The 18,584-nt window shown below is 71.0% G+C and carries 17 protein-coding genes; 9 read left to right on the top strand and 8 right to left on the bottom strand.

Annotated elements, in window-relative coordinates; genetic code table 11:
• Positions 1 to 36: 36 nt before the first annotated feature.
• Complete coding sequence (locus OHT74_RS01605) at positions 37 to 2,220, top strand: prolyl oligopeptidase family serine peptidase (protein WP_328619015.1); 2,184 nt, start codon at positions 37 to 39, stop codon at positions 2,218 to 2,220.
• A gap of 229 nt (positions 2,221 to 2,449) precedes the next feature.
• Positions 2,450 to 3,790, top strand: a complete 1,341-nt coding sequence (locus OHT74_RS01600; protein WP_443047244.1) for an SMI1/KNR4 family protein — start codon at positions 2,450 to 2,452, stop codon at positions 3,788 to 3,790.
• A gap of 275 nt (positions 3,791 to 4,065) precedes the next feature.
• On the opposite strand, the gene OHT74_RS42045 is transcribed toward OHT74_RS01600, so the two are convergent.
• The gene (locus OHT74_RS42045; RefSeq protein ID WP_422071004.1) at positions 4,066 to 4,569 is read right to left on the bottom strand and encodes a DUF6193 family natural product biosynthesis protein; all 504 of its coding nucleotides are present in this window, start codon (positions 4,567 to 4,569) and stop codon (positions 4,066 to 4,068) included.
• A gap of 196 nt (positions 4,570 to 4,765) precedes the next feature.
• Between OHT74_RS42045 and OHT74_RS01595 the strand changes: the two genes are divergently transcribed.
• Together OHT74_RS01595 and OHT74_RS01590 are read left to right on the top strand one after the other, a co-directional pair.
• Positions 4,766 to 5,293, top strand: a complete 528-nt coding sequence (locus OHT74_RS01595) for an HIT family protein (protein WP_328623233.1) — start codon at positions 4,766 to 4,768, stop codon at positions 5,291 to 5,293.
• A 480-nt stretch (positions 5,294 to 5,773) separates the two neighbouring features.
• On the top strand, positions 5,774 to 6,379 hold the full coding sequence (locus OHT74_RS01590; protein WP_328619013.1) for a hypothetical protein: 606 nt from the start codon (positions 5,774 to 5,776) through the stop codon (positions 6,377 to 6,379).
• A 74-nt stretch (positions 6,380 to 6,453) separates the two neighbouring features.
• Here OHT74_RS01590 and OHT74_RS01585 read toward each other — a convergent pair whose 3' ends face one another.
• Together OHT74_RS01585 and OHT74_RS01580 are read right to left on the bottom strand one after the other, a co-directional pair.
• Entirely contained in the window at positions 6,454 to 6,681 is a 228-nt protein-coding gene (locus OHT74_RS01585) for a hypothetical protein (protein WP_328619012.1), read from the bottom strand.
• A gap of 262 nt (positions 6,682 to 6,943) precedes the next feature.
• Positions 6,944 to 7,123, bottom strand: a complete 180-nt coding sequence (locus OHT74_RS01580) for a hypothetical protein (protein ID WP_328619011.1) — start codon at positions 7,121 to 7,123, stop codon at positions 6,944 to 6,946.
• On the opposite strand from OHT74_RS01580, the gene OHT74_RS01575 reads away from it, so the two are divergent.
• A complete protein-coding gene (locus OHT74_RS01575; protein ID WP_328619010.1) occupies positions 7,122 to 7,925 on the top strand; it encodes a hypothetical protein in 804 nt (267 codons plus the stop codon). The genes OHT74_RS01580 and OHT74_RS01575 overlap by 2 nt on opposite strands.
• A gap of 618 nt (positions 7,926 to 8,543) precedes the next feature.
• Here the strand turns inward: OHT74_RS01575 and OHT74_RS01570 are convergent.
• Entirely contained in the window at positions 8,544 to 9,806 is a 1,263-nt protein-coding gene (locus OHT74_RS01570) for a ricin-type beta-trefoil lectin domain protein (protein WP_328619009.1), read from the bottom strand.
• 782 nt (positions 9,807 to 10,588) lie between these two features.
• Here OHT74_RS01570 and OHT74_RS01565 point away from each other — a divergent pair.
• Entirely contained in the window at positions 10,589 to 11,011 is a 423-nt protein-coding gene (locus tag OHT74_RS01565; protein WP_328619008.1) for a hypothetical protein, read from the top strand.
• 109 nt (positions 11,012 to 11,120) lie between these two features.
• Here OHT74_RS01565 and OHT74_RS01560 read toward each other — a convergent pair whose 3' ends face one another.
• Complete coding sequence (locus OHT74_RS01560) at positions 11,121 to 11,396, bottom strand: hypothetical protein (protein WP_328619007.1); 276 nt, start codon at positions 11,394 to 11,396, stop codon at positions 11,121 to 11,123.
• A gap of 359 nt (positions 11,397 to 11,755) precedes the next feature.
• Complete coding sequence (locus OHT74_RS01555; protein ID WP_266659791.1) at positions 11,756 to 12,061, bottom strand: hypothetical protein; 306 nt, start codon at positions 12,059 to 12,061, stop codon at positions 11,756 to 11,758.
• Positions 12,062 to 12,371: 310 nt separating this feature from the next.
• Here OHT74_RS01555 and OHT74_RS01550 point away from each other — a divergent pair, with 310 nt between their 5' ends.
• Entirely contained in the window at positions 12,372 to 12,590 is a 219-nt protein-coding gene (locus tag OHT74_RS01550) for a hypothetical protein (RefSeq protein WP_266659789.1), read from the top strand.
• A 32-nt stretch (positions 12,591 to 12,622) separates the two neighbouring features.
• Positions 12,623 to 14,698 carry an HAD-IIB family hydrolase gene (locus OHT74_RS01545; RefSeq protein ID WP_328619006.1) on the top strand — a complete coding sequence of 692 codons (2,076 nt, stop codon included), beginning with the start codon at positions 12,623 to 12,625 and terminating at the stop codon, positions 14,696 to 14,698.
• 288 nt (positions 14,699 to 14,986) lie between these two features.
• Here the strand turns inward: OHT74_RS01545 and OHT74_RS01540 are convergent, their stop codons facing one another.
• Positions 14,987 to 15,253, bottom strand: coding sequence for a hypothetical protein (locus OHT74_RS01540; protein WP_328619005.1), 267 nt, complete (start codon positions 15,251 to 15,253; stop codon positions 14,987 to 14,989).
• A 774-nt stretch (positions 15,254 to 16,027) separates the two neighbouring features.
• On the opposite strand from OHT74_RS01540, the gene OHT74_RS01535 reads away from it, so the two are divergent.
• Positions 16,028 to 16,255, top strand: a complete 228-nt coding sequence (locus tag OHT74_RS01535; RefSeq protein ID WP_328619004.1) for a hypothetical protein — start codon at positions 16,028 to 16,030, stop codon at positions 16,253 to 16,255.
• A 558-nt stretch (positions 16,256 to 16,813) separates the two neighbouring features.
• Here OHT74_RS01535 and OHT74_RS01530 read toward each other — a convergent pair.
• Positions 16,814 to 18,574 (bottom strand): SMI1/KNR4 family protein, encoded by a 1,761-nt coding sequence (locus tag OHT74_RS01530; protein ID WP_328619003.1) that lies wholly within the window; start codon positions 18,572 to 18,574, stop codon positions 16,814 to 16,816.
• Between the last annotated feature and the right edge of the window lie 10 nt (positions 18,575 to 18,584).

Here is an 18,584-nt window from a genome sequence, read left to right as displayed (position 1 = left end):
CCCCGGCGCAGCGGAGAGAGGCGGAGAGAGGCGGCCATGCCCCTGGATCGTACGAAGCCGACGGCCCCGACTTCCGGCGCGTCGGAAGTCCCCGTACCGGCGCCCTCGCCCGTACACGTGCCGGACGACCACCACGGCGATCCGCCGGCCCTCCTCACCGCCCACGGATGCTGGTATCCCGCGGCCGACCCCACCGGCGAGAACGTGGCGTTCATCTGCGACCGGGCAGGGGTCCCGCAACTGTGGAGCGGGCCGGCCCGGAGCGCCGAGGCCCACGTCCTCGACGCCGACCCCGACCCGGTGACCGAGGTGTCGTGGTCCCCCGACGGGCGCTGGATCGCGTACACCTCGGCCCCGGGCGGCGGCGAGCACACCCGGGTCCTGGTGGTGCGCCCCGATGGGACCGGCCGCCGCGTGCTCGCCGGCGCCGAGGCGGGCGGCACCGCGCACCTCGGATCCTGGACCCGCGACGGTTCCGCCCTCGCCGTCACGATCGCCTGGTCGTCGGAGGCGGTCACCGAGCACAGCGGGCCCGGGCACCTGTCGCAGGACGCATCCGCACAGCTCGCGACGTCCGAGGCCACGGCCCCGGTGGGAGGCCCCGGGGCGGCCTGGACCGAACGCGGCGGATCCGCGACCCTCCTCGGCGGCGGCGCCGCACCCCGGTCCGGCCGACCGGCATCCGCCCCCCGTACGGGGCCCCTGCCCCCGGGCGCGGGCAGCCGAGCGGATGCCGGACCGGCGCCGGGCGGCGGGCTGGCCGCCTACCTCATCGACCCGGACGGCGCGAACGCCCCGGTCCTGCTGTTCAGCGAACCGGGGGCCGCCTCCCTGCGCGTCTGCGACTTGAGCGCGGACGGCCGGTTCGCGCTGCTGCGCCGAGGCCCGCGCGGCCACCGCGAGGGCCTCGTACTGGACACCGCGTCGGGCCGCACCACTTGCGCCCTGCGGGTCGCCGACGGGGACCCGTGGATCGGCCGGTTCTCTCCCGACGCGCGCACTCTGTGGCTGCGCAGCGACTGGGAACGGGAGTACGCGGCCCTCCTGTGGGTCCGGCTGGACGAGGACGGCGCCTCCGAAGGCACCTTCGTCGCGGCCGAGCGTGAAGGGTCCGCCCTCGACCTGCTGACCGTCCCCGACCACGGGCGGTGGGGCCTGGTCGCCTGGAACGTCCACGGCGCCAGCGAACTGCAGAGCATCGCCCTGCCCGCCGCGGACGCGGACGGCGAGGGCGACTCCGGGCCGCACCACCGCCCGGACCTGCCCCACGAGGTGGTGACCCGCATGGCCGTGGGCCGCGGCGCGGTGTTCGCGGCCCTGTCGGGCTCGCTCCGGAGGCCCGGCATCTGGGAACTGGACGGTGGCGGCACCCTCGTACGCGCCCCCTGGGTGGCGCGCGACGAGGAGGCGGCCCCGCCCGGCCGGCCCCCGGTACGCCCGGTGCCGCTGCGCTGCCGGGCCCGGGACGGGCTGACGCTGGGCGGCTGGTACTACCGGACGCCGGACCGGGATTCGGGCCGTCCGGCCCCGTGCGTGATCCACCTCCACGGCGGTCCGGAGGAACAGGAGCGGCCGGTGTTCAACCCGCTCTACCACGAACTCCTCAGCCGTGGTCTGGACGTCTTCGCCCCCGACGTCCGAGGCTCGTCCGGCTGGGGACGGTCCTTCGTCGACGCCGACCTCGGCGCCGGCCGGTTCGCGGCGATCGACGACGTCGCCGACTGCGCTGCCCACGTGGTGTCCCTCGGGTACGCCGACCCCTTGCGGCTGGGGGTCATGGGGCGCTCGTACGGCGGCTACCTGACGATGGCCTCGCTGGTCTGGCATCCGGAGCTGTTCCGCACTGGAGTGGCCGTTTGCGGGATGTCGGACTTCGACACGTTCTTCGCCGGCACGGAACCGTGGATCGCACAGTCTGCGGCCGCCAAGTACGGGCACCCCGAACGCGACCGGGAGCTGCTGCGCGCCCTGTCCCCGATGAGCCGCGTCCACGAGTTGCGTGTTCCCGTACTGGCGGTCCACGGCGAGCACGACACCAACGTCCCGCCGACCGAATCGGAGCAGTTCGTCGGCGCCGCCCGCGACCGCGGGCTGCCCGCGGAACTGCTGGTGCTCCGCAACGAAGGCCACGAATTCCTCCGGGCGGACAACCGCCGCATCTACCGACGCGCCGCCGCCCGCTGGCTGGAGCGCCATCTCGGGGCGAGCCCGACGTCGTGAGGTCCGGGGGAGCGCTGCGCCGGTCCGCTACCGGTCGGCCGGTGGCGTGCGCAGGCGTGCGCAGGTGTGCGCAGCTCAAGGCCACCTGATGCAGCCATGAATCGCCGGACAGAACCTGGTTGGCTCGCAGTAGGACGACGTCGTCGTCTGCCTGCGGTGTGCTCAGGGCCTGGCGGCAGCCACTGTCACTGCCTGCGCGTAGGGTCTGCGCATGGTTGATCAAGGACATTTGTCTTCGGTAGAGGATTTCGCGGCCTGGGAGCCTGTGCTGCGGCTCATGCTGGGCGGCGACGCGGAGAGGCGCGTCGCCCGGCCCGCCCGTGTGGCGGGACGCATCAGCCGAAGCGGCTCCAGCTTGGCCCATCCGGGACGCATGTCGTCGGCACAGCAGACCGCGGTGGAGAACATACGGAGGGCGCTGTCTCGCGACCGAGTCGAGGAGGTCGCATTCAGGGCGGAGGTCCAGCCGGACGGAAGGACCATGCTCGGTCTGGTGTGGCCCAGCCCGGTCGTGGAACCGGCCATCGGCTACCCGGACCTGGGGGTGCTCGTTCTGGTCGAAGGCGCCCGGGCCGAGCCCTGGCGGCAGCTCCCCGACCCGTTGCCCGGGGTGGCGCCGGCCCCTTCGGCGGACCTCGAGCTGCTGGAGCGGACGCTCCGCGAGCGGCTGCCCGACACCGTCGGTGCGACGGAGGTGGAGATCGCCGCCGCCGAAGCGCGCCTGGGCGTCACGTTCTCCGACGAGATGAAGGTGCTCTACCGGGTGACCCCGCGGTGGGAGCACTGGAGCGACGACTATGCGGCAATGGAGCGTGTCAACACGGCGGTCGGCTGCGAGTTCACGGTGTTGGAACACCTGTACAGCGTCGACGCGGCAATCCGCCACCCCGGCTGGGACCTCGGCGCGACGGACACGATCAGCACCCCGCCCGACGCCGCGGTGCAGGGCCTGGCCGGCTCACCGGGCTGGATCGGTTTCGGATCCAACGGCGGCGACGAGTTCGCGGTCGACCTGACTCCCGGCCCGGGCGGATACTTCGGGCAGGTCATCCTGATCGATCACGAGCAGAGCCTGGGTGCCGAGCTCGTGGCCGATTCCCTCACCGACTTCGTCCTGGGCCGGATGAGCGAGGAACGGCGGGAACGCCGCGGTGACCAGCTCCCGGCCGTGGCCAGGGTCGGCAACGGACACCTTGAGACCGTCCGGGCCGCGGCCCACCCCGCCCTGGAAGTCCTGTCCATCGAGGCCTGGATCGGCGAGCCGATCAGCCTCGCACCTGTCGCCGACCTGCCCCGCCTGCGCACGCTCACCGCCTTCCCCGGCACGCTGGCCGACCCCCTGGAAGTCGCCGGGCTCACCGGACTGGAGTTCCTGGAACTCGGCGCGGAGGAATGGCGCGTCCTCCTGGACGCCCGAGCCGTTCCCCGCACTTTGAAGGCCGCAGCCGTCAAGGTGCGAGACCAGGACCACCTGCCCGTCGTGGCCATCGCCAACGAGGTCCTCGCCCTCTGGGACCGGCCCCAGATCGTACAAACGCTCCTCGAAGGAGACCTCGGCCCCGCAGCATGACCGGCGGGCCCGCACAAGGAGTGCAATCCACACTCTGCCGGGGCTGAGCGCTGTAGCGGGCAGGATGGGCCGACTGCGAAGCGCGGCCGGTGGGCAGCGCGGTAGCCACCACGTGCCCTCAAGCTGCCGGTCTGGAAGGTCGGGGGAACGTACCGGACGGCAAGGAGTCTCCATGGCCGAGTCAAGCGGCCGAAGCATGAGTGCGTGGGGCGCGCGCCGCACGCATCACGCTGCCTGCAGCCGGCGTTCCTCTGGCCTTCGGAGTTACTCCCGCCTCACCGACCTACAGACCCACCGTCAGGGTGACCTACACATGATGGGTCGCCCGTTGTCACCGGGTGACCGTTGGCCGGTCTCGCACCCCCACAGACAGCCCAGCCGCGATCCGGCCCGTACGCCTGGAGATACTCCTGGAGCGCCGTTACAGCCGTTGCCACGGCCTCATCAGCGCTGGTCGTTTCGAGCAGCAGATCGGCCGGGTCGTATTTGTGCGCCACCGAGTAGCTGCCCCCGGGAAGAAGAGCGATGCACACGGGGAGAACGTCGCCCTCTCCCAGCCAATGCCGCCGACCAGTGCTGAAACAGAGCCTGGCGTGGCTGGTGAAGGGGTAGAACTGGCCGAGCGCGCTGTTCCGCGCCGCGTCAACGAGGGCTCCCATGATCGGCGGTACCCATGTCGTAGCGGAGCCTCGGGAACGGTCGTCCCATTGCGTTGCGGCACGCGCCTGAAATCCCCACTCTGCCTCGACCGAATCGCGGGATTCGCGTTCTGGGTCCATGGTCCGATTCCCCCTCCGAGACACTTGCGGCACGGTACCCCGTCCGGGTGGTGGGGTCTCAATGGCCAAGTCAGGCTGATTGGCGGCTTCGAGCATCGTGTCGATCCAGGGATGCTGGACGGCACTGTCCCCCGCGGGGCAGGTTCGAGCTGCTACGGCAGACTGAGGCACCCCGACCCGAGGAGTACAGGTGTCGATGGACCGGCAGGCCATGAATCTTGAGGCGTACGTGGACCGCACGCGACGCGGCCCGTGCTTTGTCTGCGCGTTCTTGGCCGGGCATCCGGACTACCCGCACGAGACGGTTTTCGAGGACGACGATCACGTGGCGTTCCTCGACAGGTGGCCGACCGTGCCGGGGAAGGTCCTTGTCGCACCGAAGACGCACATCGAGCACGTCGTCCGCGACCTGCAGGAGGCGGCCTACGCCAGGCTCATGCTGGTCGTGCGGGAGGTCGCCCTGGCCGTCGAGGCCGTATGCGAATCCGAGCGGACATACCTGTATTCCCTCGGCAGCCAGCAGGGCAACGCGCACCTGCATTGGCACATCGCCGGCCTGCCGTCCGGTGTCCCCTATCAGCAACAGCAGTTCCACGCCCTGATGACCGAGCACGGCGTACTGTCCGTGCCGCCAAAGGAGGCAGCCGATGTGGCTGCACGCCTTCGCGAAGCCATTGCCGCCCGGGGAGTCCTTCGCAAGCCGGACGCGACTCGCAGTACGTGATCCTGCTCGTTGGGACAGGCCCACCAACAAGTGCGACAACCGTTGATCATCGGCATGTGAAGACGAACGATCGCGCTGTGACCGCAGGCGCAGCGTAGACCCTGAGCCTGCCAGGCTCCGACGCCCACGGTGGTCTCGTCCCATCGCTGGTCGGTGAACTTGGACGTAGAACGCGGCGACGGACTCGCTGTCCGGGTCCTACGGGTCGGACAACCGCGATCGGCTCCACCACACGGCTGCCGGATCCTGGCGGGCACCGACCCGCTCCCGGAGGCCGCGGGCGTTGACCTCAGACCCCTCCGTCCTGGGCGCGGTGCCCAGGACGGAGGGGAGCTCGGCGCGGGGGTGCGGCTCGCTCCGCGGACTCGGCCTCCATCAGCCGGCCTTCGGCGAGTACGGCGTAGGGTCGACGGACCGGCCAGGCCTCACCCGGCGGGGGCCGGACCGCCTCGCCGCCACGACCCGAACGGGAGTCTTCCGATGCGCATGTACGCCCAGACCCCAGCACGTCGGAACCGCCAGGTACTCGCGGACCTGATCGCCGCGGTCCTGGTCGCCGCCGCGGTGTGGTTCGCCCTCGCCGTCCACGAAACGATCATGTTGCTGGCCGAGCCGGGGCGGAAGGTCGAGAGCTCGGGCGACAGCCTCGCCACGGAACTCGGCAACGCCGGCGACGCGGCGTCGAACGTGCCGCTCGTCGGCGACCTCCTGAAGAAGCCGCTCCAGTCCGCGGCCGACGCCAGTACAGGGTTCGCCGACGCCGGAGCGTCGCTCCAGCACACCGTCAGCCAGGTGGCCGACCTGACTGCACTGGCTCTGATCGTCATCCCGGTGGCCTTCGTACTGCTCCTGTGGCTCCCCCCACGCCTGCGCTGGATCCGGCGCAGCGCCACCCTGCGGCGCCTCCTCGACGCACCGGGAGGCGCCGACCTGCTCGCCCTGCGCGCTCTCGCCGGCCCGCTGAGCGACCTCGAGGCGCTTGCGGCCCCTCCTGGCGGGCTCGCCGACGCCTGGCGCCGCGGGGACCAGCAGGTCATCGCCGACTTGTCCGGGGTCGCACTCCGGAGGGCCGGCCTGCGGCCCTGAGGGGCGAAGACGAACCGTCCACGGCGACCAGGAGCGGGGCTTGGACGTGGTCCGTCTCCTGGGCGATGGCGATGTCATGTCATGCCGGACTCGGCTGTGTCCGGGGACCAGAGCACCGGCCAGAGAACCGATGCCAGGACGACCGTGACGATGTACAGGGTCCACGCCATCACCAGGGACAGGCCGTAGTCCCACGACAGGAGGGTGCCGTTGCTCACGACGACCGGGCGCAGCAGGAAGTACTGCCCGTGGAAGAAGTCCAGGTTCACCATCAGGATCCACGGGCCGATGCCGCCGGCCACTCCCAGGGCCAGCTCTCCCGCGACCGCACCTTGGACAGTCCGGGGCGACGCAGCCGGGTCCGCCGACGCTCGCCTCCGCACGGCCCGCTGAGCACGCATCAGCAGGGGCACCGTTGCCGCTCGCAGTATCAGTGCCGGCCCGACCACGGCCAGGACGCCCATCGCCGGCGACGCCTGCGCAACTCCCGCGATGCTTCCCCGTGTTTCCTTGGCCGGCCCACCGGTAGAGCACAGGGAGTATAGAGCGGCGGGCCGAATCCCCCTACCAGCGCCCGGACTTGGGTCGGTCCCACCGCCTCAGCCAGTTCTTCTTCATCGCCACAACCGAGGGCAGCGAAGTCCGTTCGGCTTCCATCCGGCCCACTGTGTCCAGGACGCGCGGCGCGAGCACGTCCGCGGCCGCGGCCCCGTTGTCAGTGCGGTGCGCTTCACTGTCCGACATGGAGCTCACGCAAGCGACCGTCAACGACCTGCTGGCCCAACTCGGGCCGGGGGCGAACTACATGTACCTGCCCAGCGACCTGGACCCGCAGGACCTGGCCGAACTGCTCGACGGCAGGTACGGCGCCCCACGCACCCTCGTCCTCGACGGCTTCACCGATCCGACGGTCGACGAGTCCAGGGGCGCGGCTCTCCTGGTCCCCTTCGAGGACCGGGCCGTGAAAATACGGGCGTGGGCGTACGGGGACCAGTGGGTCGGCACGGGTACGGCGCGAGACACCGAGGGGGCCGAGCGGCCAGTGTTGGTGGTCGCTCACAGGGAGGTGCCAGCACCCTTGGCGGTCGCTCCGGATGAGGTCGACGACGTCGACTGGATGGAGCGGCTCAGACGGATCACCGGCTGGACACAGCCCGCCCGGCGGCCGGACGTGGACTGGGCTGAGGTGGAGTCACGTGTGGGCACCGCGCTGCCGAGCGATTACAGGTGCATGGTCGAAACGTTTGGCGAGGGCGCCTTCGATGGATTCCTGGACCTGAACCAGGAGCCGTGGACGCATCTCAGGGAGGACGGCCTGCTGATCTGGGCGAGCACTGAGCACGAGAACGTGTACTGCTGGAGGGCCGACGGCGACGACCCCGACCGTTGGCCCGTCGTGGTCCGGTCCTTCGACGGCCAGGACGTCCCCTTCGACTGCCAGGCCGCGGAGTTCGTCTGCCGCATCCTCATCGACCCGAACCACCCGTTCACCATGGCCCGCTTTTTCGACACCCACTGGTTCATGAACTATCGGGAGGACGACTGACCGGACCCCGCCGCGACCGGCATCCGCAACCCAGTTGGCGGCGCCTTCGGGGAACAGCGCAGAAACACTCGTCTGCCACCGCGTACTCGCCCATTGCAATGAGGTCTAAGTCCGGTACGAGCAGGGCATCCATGGGCTCGACCGAGAACGCCCCGGCTCCCGTGGCGAGCCGTCGGGGGAGCGGGGGAGGGATCACACGGCAGGTACCGATCTGACGGCCGTCGTGGTGGCCGCGGTCGGTGTGACCGGGACGATGGTGGCACCGCTGCTCGCCCAGTGGGCGCGGCGTCAGGAACTGGCGGAGGCGGCCGAGCGCGCGGAGCTCCGGCTCCGGCAGGACCGTGACGAGGGCGACTTGCAGCGCAGGCGCGACCTGTACGCGGTGCTCAACTCCGCGGCCCGCGCCTACCGTACGGCCGGCTACGACCTCGTCCTCGCCCTCAAACGTGGCGAGAGCGTCGACGGATCGGCCCTGGAGGTGGCACGCAGCTTCTACCGCGACCAGTACGCCCAGGCCCAGATGGTGCTGCCGGGCCGCGCTTTGAACATTGCCTCGGAAGTCAACCGCTGCCTGAGCCTGGGCTACAGGCTGGTCAGGATGCTTCCGGCCCACGCCGGTCACCAGGAGGCGTGGAGCCGGACGGAGACGTGGTTCCGGACTCCACTGCGTCGAAGTCGCCGGCTGTCCGGGGGTGGGCCGGCCGTGGGCCACCACAGCCACCGCACCTGGGGCCGGTAAGGGCCGCACGCCTGTACGGAGAGATGGGGATCGAACTCGGCCAGGTCGTCCTGGTGCAGGCACTGTGCACCCGATCCGATCCTGCCATCGGCATCGCGCCACCATGTCTGGTCGTCCGATCCGTCGCAGGACGCCAGTCCGAACCTTGGAGCGGCGGTCAGGCAGGCATTGACTCCGGCGGCCCTGATGGTGCCGCCATCGAAAGTCCAGCGTTGGTCGCGGCTGCCGTCGCAGTCTGCCGTCGTCACGGTGTCCTCAGTGGCCTGCCCGACGCTGCGCGTGAGGCAGCGCTCGACGGCTGTCCGCGCAGTGGTACGGCCGATGGCCGACATGATCTCCCCGGGACGGGGCTGCCGGTGCACCCTGCGGTGCTCCCTCTCCATCCACAGACGAAAGCTCCGGCTGAGGATGACCCGGGAGGAGCAGGGCAGCGTGACACACCCCGCGTATACCGCATAGGCGTAATAGGCGGCCTTCTTGTCGCGTTGCTGGCGCGCTGTAAGGTTCGGCGGCAGGAGCGGCAGACCGTAGCCGACGTACGGTGTCACGGTAGGGCGGGCGGGGGAACCGAACGCAGCCCTCCTGAATATCCGCCCGGCCATCTCGTGATCGCTGTGATCGGCCGGGTGAGGCGGGCCGACCCCGAACGTGGCGCTGTCGTAGTCCAGTGTCAGAACGCGTTCCGCGTTGTGCAGCGTGAGCACCTCGGACAGCACCGAGGTCAGCTCCGCCTCCGTGTAGGACCTTGTGCCGTCCACCGGCCTCATCGTGGCGATCTGCCCGCGGAACAGCTTCAGCAGGCTCTGCTGCGAGTACTGCGGACTGCCGACACCTTTCGGGAATCCGTCGGGCAGCCGGAGGAAGACGAGCCGTACGCCGGGGCGGCCGTTCAGGACGAAGGACACGAGGCCGCGGCCCCGCACCGTAAGATCGGCCCGGCGCCAGCGGTTCGGGACTCCCGCCATCCGCGCGTAGGCCGCACGCAGACCCTGTTCTCGCCGGAGTATGTAGGAGTCGTCGCCGGTGAACGGGCGCCCGGCGTCACCGGCCGTCAGGTAAACGGTGCCGGCAAAACACCGGGCCCGTACCAGTCGCTGCACCTCGTGACCGATGAACAGCAGGTCGTCGTCCTGGTGTGCCACGCCCACCAGCGTGGGCCGGCACTGCGTGTCCGGCTCCACGCCCCGGCGGGCCCCCATGCCGTGCGCATGCCCGGTCCCGGCCGGCAGGAAGGAACCGATCGTGCCAAGCAGCAGGCCCAGAGCCACCGGAAGTACCGGCGACTGGCGCCGTCGCACGCCACGTGGCGCGGGGTTCGGGGTGCCTCCCGGACCCGCATACGTGCTTCCGTTCAGCGGCTCGGACCTCACCAAGGACCCCTTCGGCGGACTCACTCGTCGCTTCCATACCGCGAGCGGCGCCATGCGTACCCTGCATGCTGTGCACGATGCTATGAGTGAGCCCGTCGGGTTTGCGACACGGGCGGGCCGATCGGTGGACGAGGGCGAGCGCGGACCGTCCCGCAGCGCCGGGGCGGCGAGTGGGCAGCGGGGGCGCCCTGCTGGGCGCGCAGCGCCATGAACCGGCCGCAAGCGCTGGACCGGCCGCCGGTGTCGCCGCTCATGAAGCTGCGCGGTCGAGGTGCTTCTGACGCGCAGACAGCAGCAGGTCAGCGGCCTGAGTGAACACTGTCGCCGCTCCAGCCTCGGCTTGAAGGAGTGGCTCCACGCAATCGCGGTGGATCTCGGCGGCCGCCCCGGCGAACGGCTGTGCCGGAAGATGCCTCGCTGCGGGCCGCAGCCGGCTGCTGGAACTGCCGATGTCTCCGCCGATGCCGGAGCGGGCACCGCGCCTGCCGGCGCAAACGCGCCGATGATGAGACCGCCGGCATCCCTGCGGCGCCACCGCTGATGGGCCTTCCGCTGTGTCAACGGCCCAGGACGCAGATCATCGAGCGGACCGCCACCGGCACGCGGACGTCCAGTGGATCGTGGCCGCGGGCTGGACGACCAGCGCCATCGCCCGCCGTCTCGACGTCTACCGCAAGACCGTGCGCCACTTCCGCGACCCCGACCTCGACCAGCTTCTGGCCTCCGCTCGCGAGCGCCGCCCGGCCGGAGTGCTCGAGCCGCTCAAGCCGTACCTCAACACCCGATTCACTAAGAGCCAGGGCCAGATCAGCGGCAGCCGCCTCCCGACGCCCCGAAATCGGGGAGCGGGTTTGCCGGCCTCCTCTGCCAGGACCTCGACGCCGTCAGCGCTGGAACCAGGTGTGAGCATCTGCCCGAGCGAGATCAGCACGCCCAACTGTGGTATCCGGGCGGGAGCTCACCACGAAGAAGGCTGATGAAGGCGCGACCACAAGCCAGCAGGGGGTCGGTGGGCTGATCCATGAAGAACGGCTCATCGCCGGCCGTGCCGAAGGAGTTCACGAGATCCTTCGGGATGGCCGGGGCTCATGCGAGCAGTCGCTGCAGGGCGCGCTCCGAGAGGTGGAGCGTGAGCGCGACGCGATCGGGGTCCGTTCCAAGGTGCTCGTCCAGACATGACGAGACGCATCCCACGAAGCCGGTCGTGGCCTGCATCTCCCAGTCGTCGCAGGCGCAGGCCAACCACGCCGGAGCGTCAGCGACCGCCCTTGCCTCCTGCGCCAAGAGGTACAGCCATATTTCGGCTTGGAAGTCGCGGACCCAGAACCCGGAGCCGCGGTAGTGCATGTTCGAGGTGGCCACGCCGCGAGTAGACCACCTAGGCGCCGGGGGCCACCACGGAATTCCGGGCAGAGCCATTCGGGTCCTGACCGCACTTCCTGGCGGCTACGCCCGGCTGAAGAGTCTGGCTCAACGGGTGGAACGTACCGGAAGCCGTGCGGATGTCCTGCCGGCCTGAAGGTTCACCCGGCGAGACCGAACGTGCGGGTTCGGCTGGTGGGACGCCGGTGATCCACCACCTCCGGCGCCCGCGACATCGCCCTCCCGCGGGCCCCTCGGCTCCCTCCCGCCGCTCGGCGAAGACCGCCTCGGGCGACCTCCGCGTCCATGCGCGGAGCTGACGCGGCCCCCTGGAATGGAACCGGAATGGAAGGCGTACGTCAGGAGCCGCCGCCGCTGACGCCAGGGGCGACGAAGCGCCGGTGCAGGGGGTGGAACTTCGGCTCGGGGTCGCTCTGTACGCCCAGTTCGCCCTTGAGCACGGGGGCGATCCTGGCCTCGATGAACCGAGTGAAGTGGCCCTCCGACTCCCAGATGTCCAGCACGTTGAGGCCACCGTCGACGAACCAGGCGGAGTGCAGCACGCACCCGTCCGGTGCGTCCTCCTCCCAGCGCACCTTCTGGCGCACCGCGTCGTACACCTCGGGTGTGATCTCGGGCCAGGAAAAGGTCATCACGACTGCCATGGAGTGTCCTCTCGACCGCCTGGACGCGTCGCGGCCGGACGGCACGCGGCATCGCACTGCGAAGCTAAGCCGCCGGCATCGCCGGTGCACTCCAGGGCGTCCATCCGAGAAGGGCCGGGCGTCCGTGTGCAGAACGGGCCACCTCTCGGCCAAGCCGGCCGTCCAGTTCCTCCTGGGGCGGCCGGACGCGCCCCGGTGAGCAGGAACTGTGTATATGGTCAGAAAGGGATGTACAGGGCGCCTGATGGGCGTCTCCTGTGTCCCGCCGCCCGAGAGGCCGACCCTGCTGCCCCGTTCTGTAGGAGGTGCTGTGTCCCAGACCGGTCCTGTCATCGATGAGTTGGTGGCTTCCGCACTGAAGGCGCCCGGGGAATTGGTGACCCGGCTCCTGGGCAGCACGGACGTACGTACGGCGCGGCTCGGTCAGGCGATCCGGGACCTGCAGGACGCCCCGCCGGAGCCGCCGGATGCCGATGCCTGTGACGGGACGCGTGTGATCGACCCGGTGACCCACGACCCCGCGTGGTGAGTGTCCGCAGGGCATCGTCAGGCGCAGTCAAGGTGCTGGCGGCCGACCTGGACGGCACCCTGCTGGGCGGGAGCCCCCACGACCGGCGGCGGCTCTTCGACGCCCTGAACGAGGACCCGGACATCACGGTCGTCTTCGCGACCGGCCGCGGCCTGCCATCGGTCCGGGCCCTCCTGCGCGACGACCCCCTGCTGCCGCCCCCGCACTGGATCATTGCCGACGTCGGGTCCACCATCGTCGACGCCACCCGCATGGCGCACGCCCGACCCCTGGAGGCACGGCTGCGCGCCGGATGGCCGGGCGCAGGACGGGTCCGGGCGGCGCTGGAGGCGTTCCCGCACCTGGTGTACCAGGAGCGGGTACCCCAGGAAGGCCGCTGCTCCTTCCATCTTGCCCCCGCGGCCCTGTCCGACGAGCTGATCCGTGCGGTGGAGGCGCTGGGATGCTCCTGGTCGTACGCTTCGGGCCGGTACTTCGACGTCCTGCCGCCCAGAGCCGGCAAGGGCCGTGCGCTGGAGCTCCTCGCCCAGACGCTCGGGTGGCCCCGGCGGGCGATGCTGGTGGCCGGGGACTCCCTCAACGACCTTTCGTTGTTCCGCCTGGGCACGCCCGCCGTTGTGGTCGCCAACGCGGAACCCGCGCTGACCGCGCGGGTCCCTGCCAGTGACCGCGTCCACCACTCGGCCCTCGACGGAGCGGCCGCCGTGCTGCAGGGGATCGAACGCCTGGGCCGGCCGCCGAAGCGCTCGGTGGTGGTCGGCTACCACCGCCCGCCCGTGTGCTGGCTCGACGGAGCATGGCGGCCGCCCTCCAGCCCCAACGGCATCCTGCCTACCCTGCAGGCCGCCCTGGCCGACGAGCACCTGGACGCCGTATGGGCCGCCGCCCACGTCGGCGAAGCACCTGCGCCCGCACCGCCCCGGGCTGACGGCGTCCCGACGCTGTCCCTCCTGCCGCTGCCCCCCGACCGGTGGGCCGGCTACTTCCACCGCACGTGCAAGGAGACCCTCTGGCCGGCCCTGATGTCCCAGCCCGAGCTCATCCGGCAACGGCCCGCGCACTGGGCCGACTACGAAGCCGTCAACACCGCCTTCGCCCGGCACATCGCCTCCCTCGCCGAACAGGGCGCGACGGTCTGGCTCCACGACTACAACCTCTGGCTCGTACCCGCCGCTCTCAAGGCCGACCGCCCCGACCTGACCATCGGCCTGTTCCACCACACCCCCTTCCCCCACCCCGACGTCTTCCGCCGCATCCCGGCAGCCGACCAGCTGCGCGACTCACTCGCCCGCCTGGACTGGGCCGGCTTCCACACCCCCGACTGCGCCGACAACTTCCACCGGCTCCTCGCCGGCACCGCGCTGCCCGCCCCGCACATCGGCGTGCACCCCCTCGGCATCGACCGCCCCGCCGTCACCCAACTCGCCCGCTCCCGCTCCCGGGCCGGGTCCCGGCCGCACCACAAGAACGACGGCATCCAGCTGGTGCTGTCGGTGGAACGCCTCGACTACGCCAAAGCCCCCGTCCACAAGATCCGCGCACTGGACACCCTCCTCGCCGAAGAGCCCACACTCCGGCAACAGGTCCGCTACCGCCTGATCTGCCCACCACCCGAGCCCGGCATCCACGCCTACGACACGACCCGCACCGCACTCGAGAACGCCATCACCTGCATCAACCAGCGGTGGAGCACTGCCGGCTGGCAGCCCGTCGAGTACATCCCCCACACCCTCGACTTCACCGAAGTCGTCGACCAGTACCTCGAGGCCGACGTCTTCTGGGTGACCTCGCTCGCCGACGGAATGAACCTCACCGCCCAGGAGTACATCACCGCACACCACGCCGCCCACCGCCCGGGCGTCCTGATCCTCTCCCGCCACGCGGGAGTCGCCCAGCACCTGGGCACCGCGGCCGTACTGACCGACCCACTGCTTCCGCATGACCTGGTGGACACCCTGCGAGCCGCGCTGGCCATGCCGGTGGACGAACGCGCTACCCATATCGCCCGTCTGGCGGCCCTGCTGGACACCCCGGACCCCGCCGACTGGGCGCGCACGGTCATCTCCGCCATCCGCGCCAGCGCTGCCCCGCAGACGGGGACGCGCTGAAGGAGCCCCCTCGGACTTCGCCGGCTGGAAGGACGCCCACGCGGTGAGCGCGGCAGAGGACCAGTCGCTTCGTGGTGGCAGTCCCGCCTGCCACCACGCCAACGGGTGGGATGACGATGCGGCCGCCGACGTCCAGGAGCCCGAGGGCAGCTCCCGCTTGCCCGCCGCGAACCAGGCCGCCGCGTCGGAGTCGTTGGCCCGCACCGCCTGGACGTGGCTGAAAACGGCCACTGCCGAGCGACCCCGGAGGGCTTGTGTCCGAGACGCGATCGGCCGCTGAGCCGGTGCTCAGGCCATTTCGTCACGGATCTCGTTGCGGTGCTGCTCGTAAGCGAGTCGCGCGTCGTCGTTCGGGAGCGCTGGGGTCATGAGGCCGCAGGCACAGGTCACCACCGTGAGGTCGGACAGGGCGCGCAGGGTGTGCCCCTCGGGGCTGGTCCGGGACGCCTCCGTCGGCTTCTTGTATCGGAGGTTGTGCAGGTAGTGGGGCGGGCGGACAGCGGCCGGGCCGATGGTGGCGCCGGTGTTGTCGAGGGTGAAGCGGTGCTGGCTCATGGGTCCAGTGTCGTATGCCGGACGCGAGTAACCTGCGCCCGCGCGGCAGAACGCGACGCGAGCATCACCGAGCTGGCCGCGGGGGCAGTGGTGACCCTTCGCCCGGTCCTTCGGGCGGCGGCCTCTGGGGCTGCGGCCGCACTCGCGACCTGGTAGCCACTGGGCGGTGGAGCCGGCGCCGCGGCGCCCGCAGCCACTCTCCCGCCCGCCCGGACCGCTGAATCCCCCGCCCCGTGAGCCGCGCCCCCCACCCCGGCGGCCCCTGCCCCGGCACCTGCTCCGGCCGTCCCGGTACCTGCTCCGGCCGCCGCTCCGGCGCTGGAGGTGGTGGGCCTGAGTGCGTCCTGCGAGCCGTGGTCCGCCAGCGCCAGGGCTTCCACCGGCCCTTCGATGCCGGCGTGCAGCCGTACTCATATTCCGGCATGTACACCGAGACCGAACTCATCGCTCGGGCCGATCACGAGCGAGTAGGGGAGAGCGGTGCGTTGTGACCCGGCACCGAAGGGACATTGCCCCTGGGCGTGGATCGTTGAGGCCCCGCCGCTGCCCTCTCGTCCGACGGCAGCGGTGACATCGTTGTCGGCGGAGTTCGCCACTATGGGCGCTGCGGGCCGCCGAACTCGTCCTCGCGGACGGCCCGCCCGCCCCCGGCCGGGAAGCAGGGGTGCGTCTGGGTGCGACCGTGCCCGGTTGCCAGATGCATTGGCCAAGGGTGTCCGGCCCGGCATCGTCGTCTGCATACGGGTTCGAGCAGACGGGCGGGGTGGTCTGGGAATGTCGCTCGTGCTGGGTGTCGCGCTCGACGGCACGGGCGGTACGTACCGATTGCTCCTCGCGGGCGGCTTCCATGCCCTCGTCGACCTCGGTCTGCTGCTCTTCATGGACGTGGAGTTCGGGGCCGTGCTTCCCATGGTCTCCTGCGGGCTCGCCTGCCTGCTCGCAGGCCTGGTATGGGCCGGAAGGCATGCGTCGGCGCCGCGAGCACCGATTCCGGGCTGGTAGTGGTGGGCGTCGAGGGAAGTTTCGAGGTCGGTGATCACGTCGGTGAACGGTTGCTGATTGCCGAGGCGGGCTGGGAGGGGCCTCCAGTCGATGAGTGACGCGCGTCCTGCTGGCGTGGTGGTCTTTCCCGCGGCGGCGGGGCCGGTGCCGATGAGCGAGGATCGGGCGGTGGTTTGTCCTGGCCTCGGCCCGCAAAAGTCGTGCGCACCGCATCCTCCAGCGCCTGATCGTCCAGCATGGTGGCCACCCTGTCCTTGACGGTGCCGCTCTGGCCCTGGCCGCCACCGTCCAGACCTGGGCCAAACGCATCGGCACCTCCGCCACGGAGATCGCCGACACCGCCATTGGCTGACCGGCAGGGGCCGCCACCGGCCGTTGTCCGGAACTCTTGCATCCGGTCGGATCACCTGCCGGTGGTCCCGCCACCGGCCACAACGCCTGTTGCTGACCGGCAGGAACGGCCGCAACCGCTCCCACTCGGCACCCCTCAGATTGCCACGCGCCATGTCCACATCAGCGACCGTGGTGGAGACGGTCATATGTCCGGCCGGACAAGTCCTAGCCGGCCAGGTCCGCCGCGAGGTCGTCGCGCCAGCGTACGGACAGGCGCCGGCTGAGGACCGTCGCTGCCGCGGCTGGCAGGGGCAGCAGCAGGAACTCGCGCAGCGCCCCGGCCGCGGAGTCCCGTGCGGCCCACGCGGCGAGGTCGGCCGCGGTGACGGGGGCCGGGTCCGGTCGGTGCCGGGCGGCGTCAAGCAGTCCCCGTGCTGCCCGGGCCTCCGCCGAGAGAGTCCTCATCCGCAGGTCGAGGGCCCCGTCAGCGGGGAGGTCGACCGGATCGTTCCGGCGGATCCGTTCCAGCGCCTGCGCGATCTCCGGGTAGGTGTCGATGCCGGTCTCGGACGCCAGCCGGGCGAGCTGGGCCGCCATAGCCGAGCGCATCCGCTCCGGCGGCGTCCGGTCGACGAGGCTGCCGAGGTCGAAGTCCCGTACCGAGCACACCGGGTACCGCGATGGTGGCACGTTGTCGAGGACCGGCAGCAGCAGCGCGCTCGCCAGCGGCTCGTCGCCGTCGCCTTCCGGATCCCAGGTGATGCCGTACTCGGTCGACAGGCCGGCCAGCAACCGGGTGTAGGCGGCCGTCGAGCCGGGCCAGGGATCGACGCCGATGCGCTGCCACTGCTGCCCGTCGGGTCCGGTCACGTAGTCCTCGCGGGGTGAATCGACCCGGCGGGCAGCCTCGGGCCGCTCCGCGCCGTCCTCGATGACGGTGACGTGCACTTCGGGCCCTTGCTTCGCCAGTCTCACGACCCGGGTCCCGCGGGACAGGCAGCGCAGTACCTCCGGACGGCCGAACTGGGCGTCACCGCCCTCCTGGGTGGCGTACGACCAGCCGTTTCCGCACGACGCGGCCCGGACCATCGGGCGGTATGCCGCCCAGGGCGCGGCGGCGGACAGCTGCGCCTGTTCCCGGCTGCGCGGCGCGGCTGTCGCGGGCACGGAGCCCAGCTTGTCCAGCAGTTCCTCCGGCGGGATGCCCGCTACGAACACGACGTCCGGCTGCACGGGCGGTGCCTGCTCGGCCGGGGCTCCGAAGGTGAGGACGGCGTACGGCTGGTCGTGCTGCGGGACGGCCGGGACCGGCTCGGCCGCAGGCGACACCAGCGGCTCCTGGGCCTCGGCGGCGAGGCCGAGGGGGGAGAGCGGATGAGAAATGATCGTCTTGTCGTCGTCCCAGATCAGCCGGCCTTCGAAGGCGAGCGGCGTCCGCCCGTTGAAGGGTGTGGCGTTCTCCAGAGCCGTGGCGAAGTCGGCGAGGACGTGCCGCAGTCCCGGCCACGGGGTGAAGGACGGGATGTCCTCGTCGAAGTACCGGCCGACACGCCCGTGGTGCCGTCCGGGGCGGGACACCAGGAAGAGTCCGTCGGAGGACTGCCAGCCGATGCCCAGGGTGATCAGCAGCCGTTCGTGCGGCCAGTACGCGTACTGGTCGCGGTCCTCCTCGTCGAGATCGGCCTCGTGCTCGGCAACGTCCTCGCCGACGTCCCGCAGGAACCCGGTGCTCCGGATGATGTCCTCGACGCCGGACAGCGGTCCGTAGTAGCCCAGCGTCAGTGTTCCGTCCTGCAGCTGTACGCCGTCGTGACGCAGCAGCGACTCCCTCAGGTCGGGCGGGAACGTCACCCCGAGACGGAGTTCGGCCGCCGCGATGTCCCCCGGGAGGGCCGGCGGTCGGAGCAGCCCATGGCTGACGGCAGCGTGCTGTGCGAGCCAGGTCTCGATGCGGGCCCATGACTGTTCGACGGTGAGCGGGGTCATGTCGGCACTC

The sequence above is a fragment of the Streptomyces sp. NBC_00354 genome, from assembly GCF_036106915.1.
In the GTDB taxonomy this organism is placed as follows: Bacteria; Actinomycetota; Actinomycetes; order Streptomycetales; family Streptomycetaceae; genus Streptomyces.
The sequence above is the reverse complement of the archived record's forward strand: the minus strand, read 5'-3'. Positions and strand labels throughout refer to the sequence as shown.

Coding starts and splice junctions, on each gene's coding strand:
- OHT74_RS01605 (WP_328619015.1), top strand. CDS start 37: ATGCCCCTGGATCGTACGAAGCCGACGGCCCCGACTTCCGGCGCGTCG.
- OHT74_RS42045 (WP_422071004.1), bottom strand. CDS start 4,569: ATGGACCCAGAACGCGAATCCCGCGATTCGGTCGAGGCAGAGTGGGGA.
- OHT74_RS01595 (WP_328623233.1), top strand. CDS start 4,766: ATGGACCGGCAGGCCATGAATCTTGAGGCGTACGTGGACCGCACGCGA.
- OHT74_RS01590 (WP_328619013.1), top strand. CDS start 5,774: ATGCGCATGTACGCCCAGACCCCAGCACGTCGGAACCGCCAGGTACTC.
- OHT74_RS01575 (WP_328619010.1), top strand. CDS start 7,122: ATGGAGCTCACGCAAGCGACCGTCAACGACCTGCTGGCCCAACTCGGG.
- OHT74_RS01580 (WP_328619011.1), bottom strand. CDS start 7,123: ATGTCGGACAGTGAAGCGCACCGCACTGACAACGGGGCCGCGGCCGCG.
- OHT74_RS01555 (WP_266659791.1), bottom strand. CDS start 12,061: ATGGCAGTCGTGATGACCTTTTCCTGGCCCGAGATCACACCCGAGGTG.
- OHT74_RS01540 (WP_328619005.1), bottom strand. CDS start 15,253: ATGAGCCAGCACCGCTTCACCCTCGACAACACCGGCGCCACCATCGGC.
- OHT74_RS01535 (WP_328619004.1), top strand. CDS start 16,028: ATGTCGCTCGTGCTGGGTGTCGCGCTCGACGGCACGGGCGGTACGTAC.
- OHT74_RS01530 (WP_328619003.1), bottom strand. CDS start 18,574: ATGACCCCGCTCACCGTCGAACAGTCATGGGCCCGCATCGAGACCTGG.